Here is a 19,255-nt window from a genome sequence, read left to right on the forward strand (position 1 = left end):
TTCGCGCTTTCCCTTCTCCCCTTGTGGGGTTCGAAGGACGGGGCGAGACCCGTGGCTCGCCCCAGGGCGGTGGATCGGCGCGTAGCGCCGAGACGATTGAGGGGTGCGCGAAGGATCGCTGTCCTTGCCAAGCTGGAACACCCCTCATCCGTCGCCTTCGGCGACACCTTCTCCCACAAGGGGCGAAGGGGGAGACTGCATGACCCAGCTCGGCGCCACCGTCACCCGCGAAGGCATCCGCTTTGCCGCTTGGTCGCAGGCGGCCCGTCGGCTTTGGGTCTCGATCTTCGACGAGCAGGGCAACCGGGAAATCGAACGGCTCGAACTGCAGCCGGAAGGTGAGGGCGTCCATGCGCTGTTCATTGCGGGCCTTGGCCAGGGCATCCGCTACGGCTTTCGCGCCGATGGCGACTACGCGCCGGAACGCGGACTGTGGTTCGATCCCGCCAAGCTCCTGACCGATCCATATGCCGTCGAGATCGACAGGTCCTATGTCTATGACTGGCGGCTGGCCCAGCGCCGGGGCGAGGGCGCCGATACCGCGCCGCTGATGCCGAAGGCGATTGCCGCTGCGCTGCCGAAGCCGGTGCAGGGGCTGCCCCGCCGCTATTCCAGCCGGGCGGCCTTATTTACGAAGTGCCGGTGCGCGCCTTCACCATGCTGCATCCGGACATTCCCGAAAAATTGCGCGGAACAGTCGCCGCACTTGCTCACCCGGCGGTTATCGAGCATCTGAAAGAACTGGGGGTTGACGCGGTCGAACTGATGCCGGTGACCGCGTCGATCGACGAGCGACATTTGCCGCCGCTCGGGCTGCGCAACGCCTGGGGCTACAATCCCGTGACTTTCATGGCCCTCGATCCGCGTTTGGCGCCAGGCGGCATCATGGAGTTGCGAAACACGGTCGCCGTGCTGCGAGAGGCTGGCATCGGCGTCATCCTCGACCTCGTCTTCAACCACACCGGCGAGAGCGACTGGCTTGGCCCGACGTTGTCGCTGCGCGGCCTGGACAACCAGGCCTACTACCGGCACTCATCAGACGGCGGGCTGGCCAACGATACCGGCACCGGCAACACGGTCGCTTGCGATCATCCTGTCGTCCAGGAGATGGTCCTCGACACGCTTAGCCATTTCGTCAGGGATGCCGGCGTCGACGGCTTCCGCTTCGACCTGGCGCCAATTCTGGGCAGGGTTGAAGGAACATTCGATGCCGAGGCGCCGATGCTGAGAGCGATGCGCGACGACCCGCTGCTGGCCGATCGGGTGTTGATCGCCGAGCCGTGGGACATCGGTTCCGACGGCTATCAGCTCGGTAATTTTCCGCCGCCATTCCTCGAATGGAACGACAAGTATCGCGATGACGTCAGGCGCTTCTGGCGCGGCGACGCCGGCATGGTCGGTGCGCTGGCGACCCGGCTTGCCGGTTCGTCCGATGTGTTCGCAACGAACAGGCAAAACGCCAGTCGGACCGTCAATTTCATCGCCGCCCATGACGGAATGACGCTCGCCGATATCGTGCGCTACGAGCGCAAGCACAACGAAGCCAATGGCGAGCAGAACCGCGACGGTCACAATGAAAACCTGTCCTGGAACAGCGGCGTCGAAGGGGATGCGGACGATCCGGCCGTATGGGAGTCTCGCCAGAACGATCAGTGCGCGCTGCTCGCCACGCTGTTTGCCTCGCGCGGCACCATCATGCTGACCGCAGGCGACGAGTTCGGCCGTACCCAGCAGGGCAACAACAACGCCTATGCGCAGGACAACGAGATCACCTGGCTCGACTGGGCCGGCCGCGACCAGGCGCTGGAGCGCTACACGGCGGAACTCTCGAGGCTGCGCCGGTCGATGCCGGCGCTTTCCGACACAAGCTTCCTCACTGGCCAGCCACCGGCAGGTTCGGAGATACCGGACGTCGCATGGCTGACCGAGACAGGCGCGCCGCTCGACGAACAGAGCTGGCAGGATCCGCAGCGGTACCGCCTGGTCATGATCCTGGCCGCCGAGGATGACCGCCGTCTTGCGGTGCTTATCAACGGCGATCGCCGGGCCTGCATGTTCACCTTGCCTGAGCGAGACGGATTCTTCTGGGCTCCAGCCATCGAAGCGCCGGATGCGGCGGACAGCTCGCGACCGATATCGGGACGGGCGGTGATCTTCATGATCGAACGAGCGCAAGCCGGCACAGGGGAGAAGCGCGATGGCGGCGAGTGACAAGACCGGATGGTGGCGCGGTTGCGTCATCTACCAGATCTATCCGCGCTCCTACCAGGACACGACCGGCAACGGCAGCGGCGATCTCGCGGGTATCACGTCGAGGCTCGCCCATGTCGCCTCGCTTGGTGTCGACGCCGTCTGGCTGTCGCCTTTCTTCAAGTCGCCGATGGCCGATATGGGCTACGACGTGTCGGATTACTGCGATGTCGATCCGGTGTTCGGCACGCTCGAAGATTTCGATGCGCTGGTCGCCGAGGCGCATCGTCTCGGCCTGAAGATCGTCATCGACCAGGTGCTGTCGCATTCGTCCGACAAGCACGACTGGTTTGTCGAAAGCCGCGCCAGCCGCGATAACCCCAAGTCGGACTGGTATGTCTGGGCCGATACCAAGCCCGATGGCGGCGCGCCCAACAACTGGCTCTCGGTGTTCGGTGGCCCGGCCTGGGAATGGGATTCGACCCGCCGGCAATACTACATGCACAACTTCCTAGCCTCGCAGCCCGACCTGAATTTCCACAACCCGGAGGTCCAGGACGCGCTTCTCGACACGGTGCGCTTCTGGCTGGAGCGGGGCGTCGACGGTTTCCGGCTCGATACGGTCAATTACTATGTCCATGACCGCTGGCTGCGCAGCAATCCGCCCCTGGCGTCGAGCGTCGCCGGCACTAACAGCGAGACCAACACCTACCTCTACCAGGAGCATCTGTTCGACAAGACGCAGCCGGAAAACCTGGCGTTCCTGCGCCGCTTCAGGACGCTGCTCGATGAATATGACGACCGCGCCGCGGTCGGCGAAATCGGTGATGAAGGCCGCTCGCTGCAGACGCTCGCCGCCTACACGTCAGGCGGCGACAAGCTGCATATGTGTTACACCTTCGACCTGCTCGGTCCGCAGTTCTCGGCCGCGCATGTGCGTGGCTGCGTCGAAGCCTTCGAAGCGGCCGTTTCCGACGGCTGGGTCTGCTGGGCGTTCTCCAACCATGACGTGGTGCGCCATGTCAGCCGCTGGACAAGGCCGGGCAGCGATCCCGACGCGGTCGCAAGATTCTCGATCATGCTGTTGTCCTGCCTGCGCGGCTCGATCTGCCTCTATGAGGGCGAGGAGCTGGGCCTGGAGGAGGCGGAACTGGCCTATGAGGATCTGCGCGATCCCGTCGGCATCCGCTTCTGGCCAGGCGTCAAGGGCAGGGATGGGTGTCGCACGCCGATGGTCTGGGAGGCCGGCGCCGACAATGCGGGCTTCTCCACGGCCAGGCCGTGGCTGCCGATACCGGCCAGCCATCGCGCCCGCGCGGTCGACGTCCAGAATGCCGACACGGCCTCGGTGCTGAAGTCCTATCGGACCACGCTGGCCTTGCGCGGGGAGCATGAGGCTCTGGTATCAGGCTCGATCCGCTTTCTCGACGCCGAGGGTGACGTGCTCGCTTTCATTCGCGAGGGCGGCGGTGAAAGACTGCTCTGTGTCTTCAATTTCGCTGGAGGACCGGCCAATTGGCCGTTGCCGGGGAATATCGGAGCGGTTGTACAGCTGGATGGCACCGCGATCGTCACGACCGAGCTTTTGCTGCCAGCGCTCGGAGTCTTTTTTGGCAGGCTCGACTGATACCCGGACCGTTACTGCACCAGCACGGCACGTCCGCATGTCGCGCCGGTGACCCGGACATCGGCCTCGCCGAGATGCACGCCGAGCGTATCGAGCAGGTTGTAAAGCAATGTGTCGACTGGTGCCGTTACGGTTTTCAAAAGCGTCGTCACAGCTGGCTTCACGGTGCCGAGCAACGCCGTTATGTCAAGCCCGAGGATACCAAGCGCATTGACGGAAAGCGACAACTTGTCGACCAGTGACGTTGTCAGCGTCTGGGTAATGTCCCGTGTTGGCGTCGTCTTGATGGTTTTGGCGGCGATCTCGGTTTTGTTGAAGACCAGGTTGGTCGGGCTGACGTTGGTGATGTCGGCACCCGCCGAACCCTTCACCAGTATTAGCGGGATTTTTAACAGCAGCAGATTGAGGCTGACATCCGCGATGTTGGCGTCGGAGAACGACTGCGGGTTGCTGAAATCCGCGAAGGCGGTGGGGCTGTTATCGGCATCGCTGGCGGCAAGGTTCACCGCCGCGATGCCGGGCTTCGCGGCAATGGTAACCTTCAGGCTGTCGGGGCCGGTCGGGCAACTGATGTCGGTCAGCTTTGCTTCGGCGTAGGCCACTTCGACATTCAGCGGCAGCTTGACTGACAGCAGGCTGATACCGCCGCCCAGGTTTGGATTGCCGACGCCGACCGTGACCAGCAGCTTGATGCGCGTTTGCGCGGTGCGAACCACGGTGCCGGCTTCTCCAACCGCCAGCCACGGCGAGGATTGCGGCGGTTCGCCGATGGCGATGGCGAGCGTGGTCGACAGCACCCCCGGAATGGCGGCGCCGAGGGCGACGTCGACCTGCTTCGAACCGTTTGCCAGTCCGGCGGCGGCGGTCAGCATGCCCATCGCGCTGGCATCGACGCCAAGGCCGGCCGGCTTTTGACCGAGGCCCAACTTGCCGACGGAGCCGAGATCGATCAGATGACTGAGCGGGATCTGGACCGTACTGGTCGACTTGGAAGCGATCGTCTGCAGGGCGAACTTGGCCGTGTTGCCAAGCCCCGGCACATTGGCCATGGCCGTGGCGATTTGGCCGACGGTCGCCTTCGATGCCAGCACATCCGAATACGACACGCCGGTCAGGTTCAACTGTGTGGCAAGGCCGTCGACGAAGGAGAGCACGCTCACATCCGCGGAGAGCAGCGCGTTGTAGTCCATGACGCTGAGCGAGATGTTGCTGCCGAGAAGTCCGCCGAGAAGCGCGTTGAGGATACCGCCATCGAGGCTGGCGAGCCTCGATCCGACCGAGAACGTCGCCTGCGGCGTCATGCTGGCGATGGCTTGGGTGCCGATGACGGGGGTGGGGATCAGCGAACTCGCGAAATAGCGGGCCGGGATCTTCTTCAGGGTGACACGGACGGCATTGTAGGGTGTTACGCTGGCCTGGAAACGCTGGCCCACATTGGCACCGGATGCCACATATCGCCCGGGCGTGACCGTCACGACGGTTTTGCCGGCCGACGGCTCGATCGTCTGTCCCGAGCTTTGAACGACAACCCCTGGCATGCCGTTGTCGGTCAGCGTGGTGACAACCGCTGTGTTGACTTTGGTCATGTTCGAGGCGGCGGTGATCGCCGCCAAATCCACCATTGCCTGGGCTTCGCGGCGCTCGGTGTAGATCGAGGCTTCGTCGATGGCCACCGCGGCCAGCGCCAGCGCCACCGGCGCGCTCAATGCCGCCATGACAGTGAAGTTCGCTTTCCTGTCACTCAGCATCAACCGGGCAAGGCGGCCGATCCCATTGCACGCGTGCAGCAGCATTCAAATGCCCCCGACCCTGATCGTTGACTGACGCTTGATCGTGGTCCCGGGCATGGCTATGCCCGGGAAAAGGTTCCAGATCGGCAGGTTGCGGGCGTCGTACTGGATGGAAACCACGAACTGGCTTCCATCAGCCGTGCTGTCGTTGGCCTGGTAGGTCAACTTGCTGACATCCACGAAAGGATATCCGCCGGCATTGTTGCTGACGAAGCTGGCTACGAGCGTCTGGCGTTCGGTCTGGTTCAATCCGGCAATTGCCGTGCGGGCGGCATCCGCTGCGATCTGTTGGATCGAGTTGGCGGCGCCGAAGTATATACCATACGCAACCATTCCGAGTAGAAGGAGAATGAAAATCGGTGAAAGTAAGGCAAATTCGACCGCAGAAGTGCCCCGTTCTTCTTGAAATTTCCGCGTTAATTGACGGATTTTGGGCAATTTACTTTCTCTGTTACTCATAGCCGCCACGCGTCTGAAGTTCGAACCATATAGAAGGTACTCATAATGTAACCCCAGGTTGCTTAAGAACGCATTAAGACATTCCGGCAAACTGGCATGGCTCCGATTCGCGGTGAAAAATGGCGTCTAGGTGAAGAAACCAAGTCAAGCTTCTGGTTTCGGCTGGTGTTTCAGTGGCCACGCCATAGCTTTCGTCCGCCTTACTTTGGGTGACCCAGAGAGTCTGTTGAAATAAAAATTCTCCGCGTTAGTGTCTGGGCACGAGCCGCAGGACGGGAACCAGCGGCGCGCTCAAAGGGGTCAGATATCGACTCCAGGGCGTCAACACTTACTAGGCGCGCCAACGGCAGCGCCGACAGGGAGAACTTCATGCTGAAAAACATGCTGAAGGCGACGGTGCTCGCCACGACCATGGCGCTGGCCGCCGGCACGTTCTACACGCCGGCCTTCGCCGAGACCGTCTATAACAGAGGTAGCGCCGCCGAAGCGGAGACGGTCGATCCGCACAAGACCTCGACAGTCTACGAAGCCGATATCATACGCGACTTGTTCCAGGGCCTGGTCATGCATGACCAGAAGACGAACCTCATTCCGGGCGCGGCCGAAAGCTGGACAGTGTCCGACGACGGCACTGTCTACACCTTCAAGCTGCGCAAGGATGGCCTCTGGTCGGATGGCAGCCCGGTGACGGCGGACGATTTCGTCTATTCGTTTCGTCGGCTGGAAGATCCGGCCACCGCTGCCGAATACGCCTCGATGCTGTACCCGGTGAAGGGTGCGGAGGACGTCAACACCAAGAAGGGCAAGCCGGAAGATATGGGTGTCAAAGCGATTGACGCAAATACCCTCGAAGTCACGCTGAAGGCGCCGACGCCTTACTTCCTGGAGATGCTGACCCACCAAGCCACCTATCCGGTCAACAAGGCTTCGATCGAAAAGCTCGGCGCCGACTGGATCAAGGCGGGTAATCTCGTTTCGAACGGCGCCTATACGCTGGCCGAGTGGATTCCCAACGACCACATGAAGCTGGTCAAGAATCCGAAATTCTGGGACGCCGCGACCGTCAAGATGGACGTCGTCAACTATATCCCGACCGAAGACCGCTCATCGGCAATGAAGCGGTTCGAGGCCGGCGAACTCGACAGCTACGGCGACCTGCCGACCGAACAGCTCGCTGACCTCAAGACCAAGTTCGGCGACCAGGTCCGCGTCGGACCTTATCTCGGCACCTATTATTATGCGATCAAGACCGACAAGGCGCCCTGGGACAATGTCGAACTGCGCAACGCCATCTCGATGGCGATCGACCGCGACTTCCTCGCTGAGAAGGTCTGGCAGAACTCGATGCTGCCTGGCTATTCGATGGTGCCTCCGGGAATCGCGGGCTACACGCCGGCAATGGCCAAATACGCCGACATGTCGCAGATCGACCGCGAGGACGCTGCCAAGAAGACCCTCGAGAAACACGGCTATACGCCCGAGCATCCATTGAAGATGGAGATCCGCTACAACACTTCGGAAAACCACAAGAACACGGCCGTCGCCATCCAGGAACAGTTGAAGCCGCTCGGCATCGACGTCTCGCTCGTCAACACCGACACCAAGACCCACTACTCCTTCCTCGAGCAGAAGGGCGACTACGACGTGGCGCGTGCCGCCTGGATCGCCGACTACAAGGATCCGGAGACCTTCCTCGGCATCACCCGCAAGGCCAGCGGCAACAACTATTCGAGCTATGTCAGCCCGGCATATGAAGCGGCCATGGACAAGGCTGCGGCTGCCGGCGGCAAGCCGGAAGAGCGCATGAAGGACCTCACTGAGGCCGAGCGCATCCTTGTCGATGACGTCGGTAACATTCCGCTTCTCTACTACAGCTTCCACGACATCGTTTCCTCGAAGCTGCATGGCTTCGACGACAATGTGATGGACATCCATCCGTCCCGCTTCATCAGCAAGGACTGATCCTTAGCTGGGCCGCCGCGCAACTCGATGCGCGGCGGTGCTGGTTTGCCATCGCATCGGCCCGGGAACCGGAATCGATTTTCGGCATGTCGGTGCGAAGATTTGAAGGCTAGGGCGCAACCGTCCAACTGGACGCGCGTTGCTCTGGGTCAAGCGGGGCACCGATGCTGCGATACGTATTACGGCGGCTTCTGACCGCCATCCCGACGCTGTTCGTCATCGTGACCATGGCGTTTTTCCTGATGCGCGTCGCGCCGGGCGGCCCATTCAACCAGGAGCGGGGGCTGAGCCCCGAGATCAGGGCCAATCTCGAAGCCCAGTTCGGCCTCAACGATCCGCTCTGGCTGCAATTCGTCCATTATCTCGGCAATCTGCTGCGCGGCAATTTCGGCCCGAGCTACAACATGCCGGACTTCACCGTCACCGAACTCTTCGCCAAGGGCCTGCCTATATCGGTTCAGCTCGGTGCCTCGGCGCTCGTCCTGGCGCTGCTGCTCGGTTGTGTGCTCGGCACCATTGCGGCGCTTAACCAGAACAAGCTTGGCGACTATACGGTGATCGCGCTGGCGACGGCCGGCAGCACCATCCCAACCTTCGTCATCGCGCCGGTGATCCAACTCCTGTTCGGGCTGACCTGGAGGCTGCTGCCGATCGGTGGGTGGGGCGATGGCGCTTTCATCAACAAGGTCGGTCCGGTGTTGACGCTCGCTCTGCCGCAGATCGCCATCGTCGCCCGGCTGATGCGTGGCTCGATGATCGAATCCTTGCGGTCCCACCACATCCGCACGGCGCGCGCGCTCGGCCTGTCCGATTGGTCGGTGGTGGTCAAGCACGCGCTGCGCGGTGCCATCCTGCCGATCGTCTCCTTCACCGGTCCGGCGGCGGCGGCATTGCTGACCGGCTCGGTCATTGTCGAGACGATCTTCTCCATTCCAGGCGTCGGCCGCTATTTCGTCGATGCCGCGCTCAATCGTGACTACACGCTGGTGATGGGAACGGTGGTGGTGATCGCCATCTTTACCATTGTCTTCAACCTGATCGTCGACGTCATGTACGCGGTCGTCGATCCGAGGGTGCGCTATGACTGACATCGCAGCCACAGCCCCCACCGTCATCGGCCGTTCGCTCTGGGGGGATGCCTGGGCGCGGCTCAAGGCCAATCGCGCCGCCATGTTCAGCCTGTACTACCTTGCCCTGATCGGTGTCGTCAGCGTGTTCGGGCCGTGGTTCGTGCCACATCAATACACCACCATCTATGCCGACTATGTGCGTATGCCGCCAAGCCTGTCAGCCTATCCGAAGGCCGACATGATCGAGACGGCGCTCACCGAAGCGATCAAGCGCATGCGGGTCGACATCAAGGAGTGGCGGCAGGAAGGCAACCAGGTCTTCGTCACCGTCAAGTCGACCAGGCCGATCGACGATCGCAACATCCGTTATCTCGACCGTTCCGATGCCTTTGACGGCACCAAGATCGAGAGCAAGTCGCCCGACGGTCTCGAAGTGACGATGAGCGCCTCGATCAAGCAGCAATATTTCCTGTTCGGCACCGACAACACCGGCCGGGATCTGTTGTCGCGCACGCTGATGGCCGGGCGCATATCGCTGGCCATCGGCCTGCTCGCGGGTGTCGTGGCGGTGGTCATCGGCGTGGTCTACGGGGCCGCTGCCGGCTTTGCCGGCGGCAAGGTCGACGAGGTGATGATGCGCATCGTCGACGTGCTCTATTCCTTGCCCTTCATCTTCTTCGTCATCATGCTGGTAGTGTTTTTCGGCCGCAACTTTGTGCTGATGTTCCTGGCGGTCGGCGCCGTGCTGTGGCTCGACATGGCGCGCATCGTGCGCGGCCAGGCGCTGTCGATCCGCCGGCAGGAATATGTCCAGGCGGCGGAAGCCATGGGTGTCGGCCAGCGCGGTATCCTGCTGCGCCACGTCATCCCCAACCTGCTCGGCCCGGTGGTGATCTACATGACGCTGCTGGTGCCTCAGGTCATCATCCTGGAAAGCTTCCTGTCGTTTCTCGGCCTCGGCGTGCAGGAGCCGATGACCAGCTGGGGCGTGCTGATCTCGGTCGGCGCCAAGAACATCGGCACCGCCAACTGGCTGCTCCTGTTTCCCGCCTTCTTCCTCGTCTCGACGCTGTTCGCGCTGAACTTCGTCGGCGACGGCCTGCGCGACGCACTGGACCCGAGAGATCGATAAGATGGGGATCGCTAAGATGGCTGCTTCCGAAACGATCCTCAGCGTCAAGGATCTGCGTGTCCGCTTCCGCACGCTCGACGGCGCAGTCGAGGCGGTGAAGGGCATCAGCATCCACGTCAATGCGGGCGAGACCGTTGCCGTGGTTGGCGAATCCGGGTCCGGCAAAAGCCAGACGATGATGGCGGCGATGAGCCTGCTGGCATCGAACGGCGAAGCGACAGGCAGCGTCGATTATCGCGGCCGCAATCTTCTGACGCTCAGCAAATCCGAGCTCAACCAGGTTCGTGGCCGCAAGATCAGCATGATCTTTCAGGAGCCGATGACTTCGCTCGATCCGCTCTATTCGATCGGCAATCAGTTGATCGAGCCGATCCGCCGGCACCGGGGCCTGAATGCCGCCGAGGCGCGGGAAGAGGCGCTCAAGCTGCTGCGGCTGGTGCATATTCCCGATCCCGAGCGGCGGATGAAATCCTATCCGCATGAAATGTCAGGTGGCCAGCGCCAGCGTGTGATGATCGCGATGGCGCTCGCCAACGACCCTGACATATTGATCGCCGACGAGCCGACGACGGCGCTCGACGTGACCATCCAGGCGCAGATCCTGATGCTTCTGGCCGAATTGCAGCGCAAGCTCGGCATGGCGATCGTCTTCATCACCCACGATCTTGGCATCGTCCGCCGCTTTGCCGACCGGGTCTATGTCATGCGCCAAGGCGAGGTTGTCGAGGAGGGGGAGGCGGAGGCCATCTTCGTCAATCCCCAGCATGCCTACACGAAAATGCTGCTGGCGGCCGAGCCGACCGGCAGCAAGGCGCCGCCGCCCGCCAATGCTCCGGTGCTGCTCGAAGGCAGAAATGTCGAAGTGACGTTCAGGATTGGCGGCGGGTTTCTTGCTGGTGAACCGCTGATGCTGCGTGCCGTCGATCACATCTCGATCCGGCTGCAGCGAAACCAGACCATCGGCATCGTTGGTGAATCCGGCTCGGGCAAGTCGACGCTCGGCCGCGCCTTGCTGCGGCTGTTGCCGAGCGACGGAATTATCCGCTTCGGCGATCGCGACATTTCCCAAGCCGACAGGCAGGCGATGCGGCCGCTGCGGCGCCAGATGCAGCTCGTCTTCCAGGACCCGTTCGGCTCGCTGTCGCCGCGCATGACCGTCGGCCAGGTCATCACCGAAGGACTTCTGGTGCATGAGCCTGATCTTTCGGGCAAGCAGCGTGATCAACGCGCGGTCGACGCCTTGCGCGAGGTCGGCCTCGACCCCAACGCACGCAATCGCTACCCGCACGAATTCTCCGGCGGCCAGCGGCAGCGCATCGCCATTGCTCGCGCCATGATCCTGAAGCCCAGGCTGGTGGTATTGGATGAGCCGACCTCAGCGCTCGATCGCTCTGTGCAGAAACAGATCGTCGAACTGCTGCGCAAGCTGCAGGCGGACCACGAATTGTCCTATCTCTTCATCAGCCACGATCTGTCGGTCGTGCGCGCCATGGCCGACTACATCATCGTCATGAAACAGGGCAAGATCGTCGAGGAAGGGCCGACTGAGGCGATCTTCATCGATCCGCGGCACGCCTACACACAGACGCTGATGGCCGCGGCGATCGACGTGACGCGATTTCGCCTGAGCGCCTGAACCGGGCTCCGCACCGAGGCATTGGCTGTCCGCTCAATTCGCGGACCTGAGGCACTTGCGTGCTCGCACAGCGGCAATGGCATCCTGTTGCTGCTTAAGCCGGTCGATCCTGGCTGTTTCACGGTTGGCTACCGCGGTCTTCACGCGTGAGCCGCCGAGCAGCCAGCGTGGAACATTGGTGTTGGCCACCTTGCCGCGCGTGATTGCCGTTTGCGAGATGTCACGGGCGACGTCTCCCATCGCCCTGTTGAGGTCGGTGCACGTCATCGAATCGTATTTCGCTGCATCGACGGTTCTGCCGAGCGATGAACAGCCAGCGAAGAGAACCAGCGTCATCACAAGAATCAAGGGCGGGGCTGTGGTTGAATTCAAATTCATGTCGCACTCGGCCCGCCGTTTCGCTGACTCCATCAGGTCCATCAACCCTAAAGCCGACGGACCTTTTCGTCAAAATATGCGGCCCGCGAAGAAACCTGCTACCGGCCAGCTTTGCGTCCGGCGCAGGAACATTCTCTGCCACTCGAATTGCTATCTGGCGCGTGTTGGGTTCAATCACTGGTGAACGCAGAGAGCGCGTCTCGGCAACGTCGGGCGGGCCTTTCCTACGCTGCTTCAGCCACGAACGTCGACGGGGGACGACCGCCGAGCACTGCCTGAGCGATGTCGGCGTCATTTTCATCGACATGCGCCGTCACCAGAACCACCCCCTCGGCAACGTCCTGACCATCCGCCTCTATGGCTGTCATGGCGAATGTTCCAAGCAGACCGCCGGCAACGCCGCCGCAGACCGCGCCCGCCACCGCTGCTGGCAACACGCTCGCAGCAACAGGATTGGTGCCATAGGCCGCAACGGCGCTCAGGCAGGCCAACACGCCGGCGGCAGCGCCAAGTAACGATCCCAAAGCGGAAACCCTAAGAAATCCCGCCTCGTTATTGTAAGGCCCGATGATGGCGATCTGTACGCGAGGAATTCCGGCCGCCACCAAGTCGCTGGCGACCCGCGCCGCATCGGCGGGGGAATCAAAAAGTCTGCTAATCGTCGGCATGGTCGCTTAACGCTTCTGGCTGTTCAGCGTCGTGTCGGTGAGGAATGACGCGGCAATCAGGTCGTCAACCTCGATTCGGCCCTCGTCGCCCTCCATGATGGCCGCGACCTTCTGGAAGGTCTTCATCTCGTCTTCGGTAATCTGGGCTTCCTGCATCCTGGCCTTGATCTCTGTCATGCGCATGCCCAGGGCATGGGATTTCTTGGTCTCACGGTTCGACATGCTGCTGCTCTTTAGTTTTTCATTGATCATTTTTCGCCCACCACCCGAATTTGGGGCAAGGGCAAGCGTTTCCAACCTGGACTTCGGTCGGGCAGGGGCTGGACTTAAGTCTGGTTGCGGGCGTGATTGGGATGCGTGCCAAAGGCCTCTCGTGGCCCCACTCCCATCAAGACCCGACTCCCATCAAGAATCGGGGCCGGATCCCAGCGTCGGTACCCGTCGTTCGATCACCACGGGATGGTGCCGATGGGTGAGGACGGAACCTGTCACGACAGCGCTGTCGTGGTGATGATGCCGGCGCCTATGATCATAGGACGCACGACGGAACATTAGGCGTGCCTGATGGTTTATTCTCGCAGCCGGGATCACGATTTGGTGTCTGCTGCAGATCAGTCGGCAAAGGCTGGTCGGCCCGCGTTCTCCGCCAGAGGCGCGGGCTTCCCCAGGCAACAGGAGAGAGATCATGAACAACATCATTTGGCTCGTTGGAGCTGTAGTCATCGTGATAGCGATCTTGAGCTTTTTTGGCCTCCGCTGAGCGGAGACGCGCGTATCCGTCAGGATCTTTCCAGAAGCTGTCCGCGAGCGCACGCATGAAAACATCAGGCGGCCGGTTGGACCGTCTGGTTACTGTCCAGTGCAACAGGCATCGCTGTCGGCCGAGTCACAGAGGCACGGCGAATAGAAATTCGCCATCCGACTGACGGGGACGCGAGTAGTCTCGCTTGAGGGGCAGGTGGAGCGCCGAAGTCGGGATGCGCTAACTCTTTGTTTTTTCTGGTCGGAGTGGCAGGATTTGAACCTGCGACCCCCTCGTCCCGAACGAGGTGCGCTACCAGGCTGCGCTACACTCCGTGACCAGACCGCGGGCTTATAGCCGCCACACTTGGTTCCTGCAAGCGGCACGGCGGCACTTCTGTCGCATTTCGTCGGCTTTCGTCGAGCATTGCCCGAAAGGCCCGGATTCCCTTCCGGAATAAACGTGGCCTAAAGCCTTGTGTGCTAAGCCGCAGCCCTCGACAATTCGTAATTTCTGCCATTCGGAGTTTCCAGTCTTGTCCTTCAGCATCGTTGGCGACGCGCGGCCCAACAGTTTCGAATTCGAAACCGAAGCGCTGATCAAGCCATCCGGCTTTCGCGAATATGATGCGCGCTGGTGGTTCGGCCATCCCGGCTCCGCGCAACGACCGGAACTCAATCTGATCGGCGTCCAGGCGCTCGGCATGGGGCTTGGTACGCTGATCCGCCGTCTCGGCGCCGGTCCCGATATCGTCACCGGGCATGATTTCCGCTCCTATTCGCTGTCGATCAAACTGGCCCTGGTGTCCGGTTTGATGGCCGCAGGCGCACGGGTGAGGGACATCGGACTGGCGTTGTCGCCGATGGCGTATTTCGCCCAGTTCGCTTTGGATACGCCCTCGGTCGCCATGGTCACCGCTTCGCACAACGAAAATGGCTGGACTGGCGTCAAGATGGGTGCTGCGCGGCCGCTGACCTTCGGCCCGGAAGAGATGAGCGCGCTGAAGGCGATCGTGCTGGCTGGTGATTTCGATCTCGTCGGCGGCGGCTCCTACGATTTCATCCGCGATTTTCGCGCGACCTATCTCGACGATCTGACCCGCGACAAGCGCATCGCCCGAAAGCTGAAAGTGGTCGCAGCCTGCGGCAATGGCACTGCCGGCGCCTTCGCGCCGCAAGCGTTGCAGCGCATCGGCTGCGAGGTCATCGCGCTCGACGTCGAACTCGACCATACATTTCCGCGCTACAATCCCAATCCCGAGGATATGCGGATGCTGCATGCCATCCGGGACAAGGTGCTGGCATCAGGCGCCGACATCGGCCTTGGCTTCGACGGCGATGGCGACCGCTGCGGTGTCGTCGACAATGAAGGCAATGAAATTTTTGCCGACAAGGTCGGTGTGATGCTGGCAAGGGATATTTCCAGCCAGCATCCCAACTCGACCTTCGTCGTCGACGTCAAATCGACCGGCCTGTTCCATACCGACGCAATGCTGCGCGCCAATGGCGCCGTCACTGACTATTGGAAAACCGGCCATTCCTACATCAAACGCCGCGTCGCCGAACTCGGTGCTGTCGCCGGTTTCGAAAAGTCAGGTCATTTCTTTTTCAATCCGCCGATCGGGCGCGGATATGACGACGGGCTGGTCACCGCCATCGCCATCTGCCTAATGCTGGATCGCAGCCCGGGCAGTTCGATGGCCGATCTTTATCGCGCGCTGCCGCTGACCTTCGGCACGCCGACCATGTCGCCTCACTGCGCGGACGAGGTGAAGTATGGCGTGGTCGAACGGGTGGTTGCCGATTTTCAGACCATGAAACGGGATGGAATGGTTTTCGCCGGCCAGAAGATCGCAGACCTCATCACCGTCAACGGCGTGCGCGTCGTCGCCGACGACGGCACCTGGGGGCTGGTGCGCGCCTCATCGAACAAACCGGAACTGGTCGTGGTGGTCGAAAGCCCGGTGTCGTCGCAGCGTCGACGGGAGATGTTCGAGGCTGTCGACGCCGTGCTGCGCCGCAGCCCCGAGGTGGGCGCCTACAACCAGACCTTTTGAATGGTAGTTGAATGACCGAGCGGATTGTCAGTTTTGTCATGAGCGGCGGCGTCGGCTCGAGGTTGTGGCCGCTGTCGCGCGAGGACAACCCCAAGCAGTTCCACGATCTGTCCGGCGATGGCTCGATGCTGGCCAAGACCTTGCGTCGGCTGACGGCCCGGCCGGAAGGCGAAACGCCGATCTTCCTGATCGCCGCGGAGCGCCATGCTGATCGCGTTCACGCCGATCTTGCTGGTCTCGACCTCGCCGGCGGCGGTCCGCTGTTCGAGCCGACCGGGCGCAACACAGCCGCCGCCGTCGCACTGGCGACGCTGCGCACGCTGTCCGAATTCGGTGACAGCCTGGTGCTGGTGGTGCCGTCGGATCATGAGATATCGACCCCGCGCCAATTCTGGCAGAGCGTCGAAGCCGGCACCGAGGCAGCGCGCAGTGGACGGCTGGTGGTGTTCGGCATCAAGCCGACACAGCCCGAGACCGGCTACGGCTATATCGAGGTCGCGGCCGAAAGCGGCGGCACCTTCGATGTGTCGCGCTTCGTCGAAAAGCCGGATATTGAGACTGCGCAAAGCTATCTCAAGGCCGGAAATTTCTACTGGAACACCGGTATCTTCCTGTTTCGCGCCGTCGCCATGCGTGATGCCTTCATAGCGTTCCAGCCGGATATCTGGCTGGCCACCGAAGCAGCTTACAGGGCAGCGACATCGGATCTGTCCGGCCTTTACATGCCGCTAGAACTCTACGCCGCCATTCCGTCGAACTCGATCGACTACGCCATCATGGAGCGGGCAAAAGACATCGCCATGGTGCCGGCCGGCTTCCGCTGGAACGATCTCGGCTCCTGGCAGTCGCTGCTCGATGTCGGCCCCGCCGACGACCGGGGCAATGTCATCATCGGCGATGTCGTCGCTATCGATTGCGAGAATTCCTACATTCGCAGTGATGGCCGCCTGCTGTCGGCGATCGGCATGAAGGACATCGCCATCGTTTCGACATCGGATGCCACCTTCGTCGCCCCGGTCAGCCACAGCCAGCACGTCAAGAAGATCGTCGAGCAGCTCGAAAAATCGGGTCGCCTGGAAACCAGGTTCACGCCGGCGCATGACCGCGTCATCGAAAGCGGCGCCTGGCGCCGGCGCGTGCATCACTGGCTGTTTCAGGAGACCTTGCCGCTGTGGTCGACATCGGGGGTCGACGAACGCCATGGCGGCTTTCACGAAGCGCTCGGCCTGGACGCCTCGCCGCTGATGAAGCCCAAGCGCATGCGCACCATGGCAAGGCAGGTCTATGCTTTCGCCGTCGCCCGAGCGCGCGGCTGGGACGGTCCGGCCGACCGGCTGATCAGCCACGGCATCGCCTTCATGGCCGGCAAGGGCCGCACCGACAAGGGCGGCTGGGTTCGGACGCTGAATGTCGACGGTTCGGTCGCCGACGCCACCGAGGATGCCTACGATCATTCCTGCGTGCTCCTGGCGCTCGCGCATGCGCATATGTCTGGCAATCCAGACGCCTTGCGCCTCGGCGAGGAAACCTTCGCCTTTCTCGATGCGCATCTCGAAGACAGCCGCATGACCGGCTTCCTCGAGACATCGGACGGCAAAGGCGAGCGCCGCTCCAACCCGCATATGCATCTGCTCGAGGCCTTCCTCGCTTGGCATCAGGCGACTGGCGAGCGCGCCCATCTGCGCCGCGCAGCGCGCATCATCGACCTCTTCCGAAGTCATTTCTTCGATCCGGAAAGCTGGACGCTTGGCGAGTATTTCGATGCCGAATGGAAGCCATCCGCAGGAGAGAAAGGGTCATGGACCGAGCCTGGCCACCATTTCGAGTGGGCCTCGCTGCTGGTCGATTTCGCTGGACGCAGCGGCCAGGCCGAATTGAGCGGCTTTGCCAGAAAACTTTACGCGTCGGCCACTGCCAATGGCCTCAACCGCGCCACCGGCCTTGCCTATGGCGCCGTCTCGCGGCAGGGCCTGCCGCTCGACCTGATATCACGCAGCTGGCCGCAGGCCGAAGCGGTGAAGGCGGCTATCGCGCTGGATGGTTCGGGCGGGCCGGACCTGAAGCCCGAGATCGAAGCGCGCGTCGGCCGGCTGTTTCGCTGGCACATCGACCCGGCGCCGCTCGGCCTGTGGATCGACCGCATCGACGAGCGCGGCCGCTCACTGGCATCGGACGTGCCGGCCAGCATCTTCTATCATCTGGTCTGTGCGCTGACCCAGTATCTGGACAGCACGGCCGACCCGAAGGCGTAGAGGGTTGATCAGTACGGGCTCGCCACGTCGCCCGTCTCGACATAGATCGACTTCAGCTGCGAATAGAGTGCCAGCGCCGCCAATGAATTCTCACGTCCGATGCCCGACTGCTTGAAGCCGCCGAACGGGATTTCCACCGGCGTCAGATTGTAGGCGTTGATCCAGCAGGTGCCGGCCTGCAGCTCGGCAATGACGCGGTGGGCGCGCGGCAGGTCGCGCGTGAAGACGCCGGCGGCAAGGCCGAATTCGGTGTCGTTGGCGCGGTCGATCACCTCGTCCTCACCGTCGAATTTCAGCACGCTCATGACAGGCCCGAAAATCTCCTCGCGGGCGATGCGCATTGTGTCGGTGACGCCGGTGAACACCGTTGGCTCGACAAAGAACCCCCCCTGGAAACCCTGCAGCGAAGGCACGTTGCCGCCACAGGCAAGCGTTGCTCCGTCCTGCTTGCCGATCTCGATATAGCCCACTACCTTGTCGTGCTGTGCCTTGGAAACCAGCGGCCCCATCTGGGTTTCGGGGTCGAGCGGGTCGCCGATGCGGATTTTCTTGGTCCGCTCGATCAGACGCTCGACGAAGCGGTCGTGAATGCCGCTCTGCACGAAGACGCGCGTGCCGTTGGAACAGATCTGCCCGGTCGAATAGAAATTGCCGAGCATGGCGCCGCCAATGGCGTTCTCGATGTCGGCATCGTCGAACACGATCAGCGGCGACTTGCCGCCAAGCTCCATCGTCGCGTGCTTCATCTTCGAGCCGGCGAGCGACAGCACCTTGCGGCCGGTCGGCACCGAGCCGGTCACCGAGACCTTGGCGACGACATCGTGGCCGACAAGCCCGGCGCCGACATCGCCATAGCCCTGCACGACATTGAACAGGCCGTCAGGCAGCCCCGCTTCGCTGTAGATCTCGGCCAGCGCGAGTGCTGAAAGCGGTGTGTTTTCCGAAGGTTTGAACACCATGGCGTTGCCCATGGCGAGCGCCGGTGCCGATTTCCAGCCGGCGATCTGGATCGGGTAGTTCCAGGCGCCGATGCCGACACAGACGCCGAGCGCTTCGCGCCTTGTGTAGGCGAAGGGTCCGCCGAGATCGACCGACTCGCCATTGTAGGCGGCAACCGCACCGCCGAAATATTCAAGGCAGTCCGCCGCCGAAGGGGCGTCCGCCACCAGCGTTTCCTGGATCGCCTTGCCGGTATCCAATGTCTCGATGCGGGCGAGGTCGGCGTTGCGGGCGCGCAATATGTCGGCGGCGCGGCGCAGGATGCGCCCGCGCTCGACCGGCTTCAGCCGCGCC

At 62.3% G+C, this 19,255-nt stretch carries 13 protein-coding genes, 1 tRNA gene and 1 pseudogene; 8 read left to right on the forward strand and 7 right to left on the reverse strand.

Annotated features, from left to right (window positions below; genetic code table 11):
* Positions 1-199 precede the first annotated feature (199 nt).
* Positions 200-2,211: pseudogene (glgX, locus tag EOB59_RS09985) on the forward strand (glycogen debranching protein GlgX).
* Positions 2,198-3,817, forward strand: coding sequence for an alpha-glucosidase family protein (locus tag EOB59_RS09990; RefSeq protein ID WP_127396101.1), 1,620 nt, complete (start codon positions 2,198-2,200; stop codon positions 3,815-3,817). Before glgX ends, EOB59_RS09990 begins: the two are co-directional and overlap by 14 nt.
* 11 nt (positions 3,818-3,828) lie before the next feature.
* Here EOB59_RS09990 and EOB59_RS09995 read toward each other — a convergent pair whose 3' ends face one another.
* Positions 3,829-5,610, reverse strand: coding sequence for a TadG family pilus assembly protein (locus EOB59_RS09995; RefSeq protein ID WP_127396102.1), 1,782 nt, complete (start codon positions 5,608-5,610; stop codon positions 3,829-3,831).
* On the reverse strand, positions 5,611-6,045 hold the full coding sequence (locus tag EOB59_RS10000; protein WP_127396103.1) for a TadE/TadG family type IV pilus assembly protein: 435 nt from the start codon (positions 6,043-6,045) through the stop codon (positions 5,611-5,613).
* 390 nt (positions 6,046-6,435) lie between these two features.
* Here EOB59_RS10000 and EOB59_RS10005 point away from each other — a divergent pair, with 390 nt between their 5' ends.
* The 4 genes from EOB59_RS10005 to EOB59_RS10020 all read left to right on the forward strand — a co-directional run bounded on the left by EOB59_RS10005 (position 6,436) and on the right by EOB59_RS10020 (position 11,866).
* Positions 6,436-8,028, forward strand: coding sequence for a peptide ABC transporter substrate-binding protein (locus EOB59_RS10005; protein ID WP_127810955.1), 1,593 nt, complete (start codon positions 6,436-6,438; stop codon positions 8,026-8,028).
* A gap of 164 nt (positions 8,029-8,192) precedes the next feature.
* Positions 8,193-9,116 (forward strand): ABC transporter permease subunit, encoded by a 924-nt coding sequence (locus tag EOB59_RS10010; RefSeq protein WP_127322904.1) that lies wholly within the window; start codon positions 8,193-8,195, stop codon positions 9,114-9,116.
* Entirely contained in the window at positions 9,109-10,230 is a 1,122-nt protein-coding gene (locus EOB59_RS10015; protein WP_127267925.1) for an ABC transporter permease subunit, read from the forward strand. The genes EOB59_RS10010 and EOB59_RS10015 overlap by 8 nt, the downstream gene beginning before the upstream one ends.
* Before the next feature lie 16 nt (positions 10,231-10,246).
* Entirely contained in the window at positions 10,247-11,866 is a 1,620-nt protein-coding gene (locus EOB59_RS10020; RefSeq protein ID WP_127810954.1) for an ABC transporter ATP-binding protein, read from the forward strand.
* 33 nt (positions 11,867-11,899) lie between these two features.
* Here the strand turns inward: EOB59_RS10020 and EOB59_RS10025 are convergent, their stop codons facing one another.
* The 4 genes from EOB59_RS10025 to EOB59_RS10040 form a co-directional block, all read right to left on the reverse strand.
* A complete protein-coding gene (locus EOB59_RS10025) occupies positions 11,900-12,244 on the reverse strand; it encodes a hypothetical protein (RefSeq protein ID WP_127396723.1) in 345 nt (114 codons plus the stop codon).
* Between the two features lie 224 nt (positions 12,245-12,468).
* The gene (locus tag EOB59_RS36110; protein WP_245481754.1) at positions 12,469-12,912 is read right to left on the reverse strand and encodes a hypothetical protein; all 444 of its coding nucleotides are present in this window, start codon (positions 12,910-12,912) and stop codon (positions 12,469-12,471) included.
* Between the two features lie 6 nt (positions 12,913-12,918).
* Complete coding sequence (locus EOB59_RS10035) at positions 12,919-13,134, reverse strand: hypothetical protein (protein WP_164874012.1); 216 nt, start codon at positions 13,132-13,134, stop codon at positions 12,919-12,921.
* A gap of 778 nt (positions 13,135-13,912) precedes the next feature.
* Positions 13,913-13,989, reverse strand: a tRNA-Pro gene (locus EOB59_RS10040).
* 200 nt (positions 13,990-14,189) lie between these two features.
* Between EOB59_RS10040 and EOB59_RS10045 the strand changes: the two genes are divergently transcribed.
* Complete coding sequence (locus EOB59_RS10045; RefSeq protein WP_127396722.1) at positions 14,190-15,710, forward strand: phosphomannomutase/phosphoglucomutase; 1,521 nt, start codon at positions 14,190-14,192, stop codon at positions 15,708-15,710.
* A gap of 11 nt (positions 15,711-15,721) precedes the next feature.
* Positions 15,722-17,962: a mannose-1-phosphate guanylyltransferase/mannose-6-phosphate isomerase gene (locus EOB59_RS10050; RefSeq protein ID WP_127810952.1), complete on the forward strand. Its 2,241-nt coding sequence runs from the start codon at positions 15,722-15,724 to the stop codon at positions 17,960-17,962.
* Positions 17,963-17,970: 8 nt separating this feature from the next.
* Here EOB59_RS10050 and betB read toward each other — a convergent pair.
* Positions 17,971-19,255: betaine-aldehyde dehydrogenase (betB, locus tag EOB59_RS10055; RefSeq protein WP_128288272.1), on the reverse strand; the 1,285-nt coding region annotated here is incomplete at its 5' end.

The organism is Mesorhizobium sp. M7A.F.Ca.MR.176.00.0.0 (assembly GCF_004023165.1).
Taxonomy (GTDB): Bacteria; Pseudomonadota; Alphaproteobacteria; order Rhizobiales; family Rhizobiaceae; genus Mesorhizobium.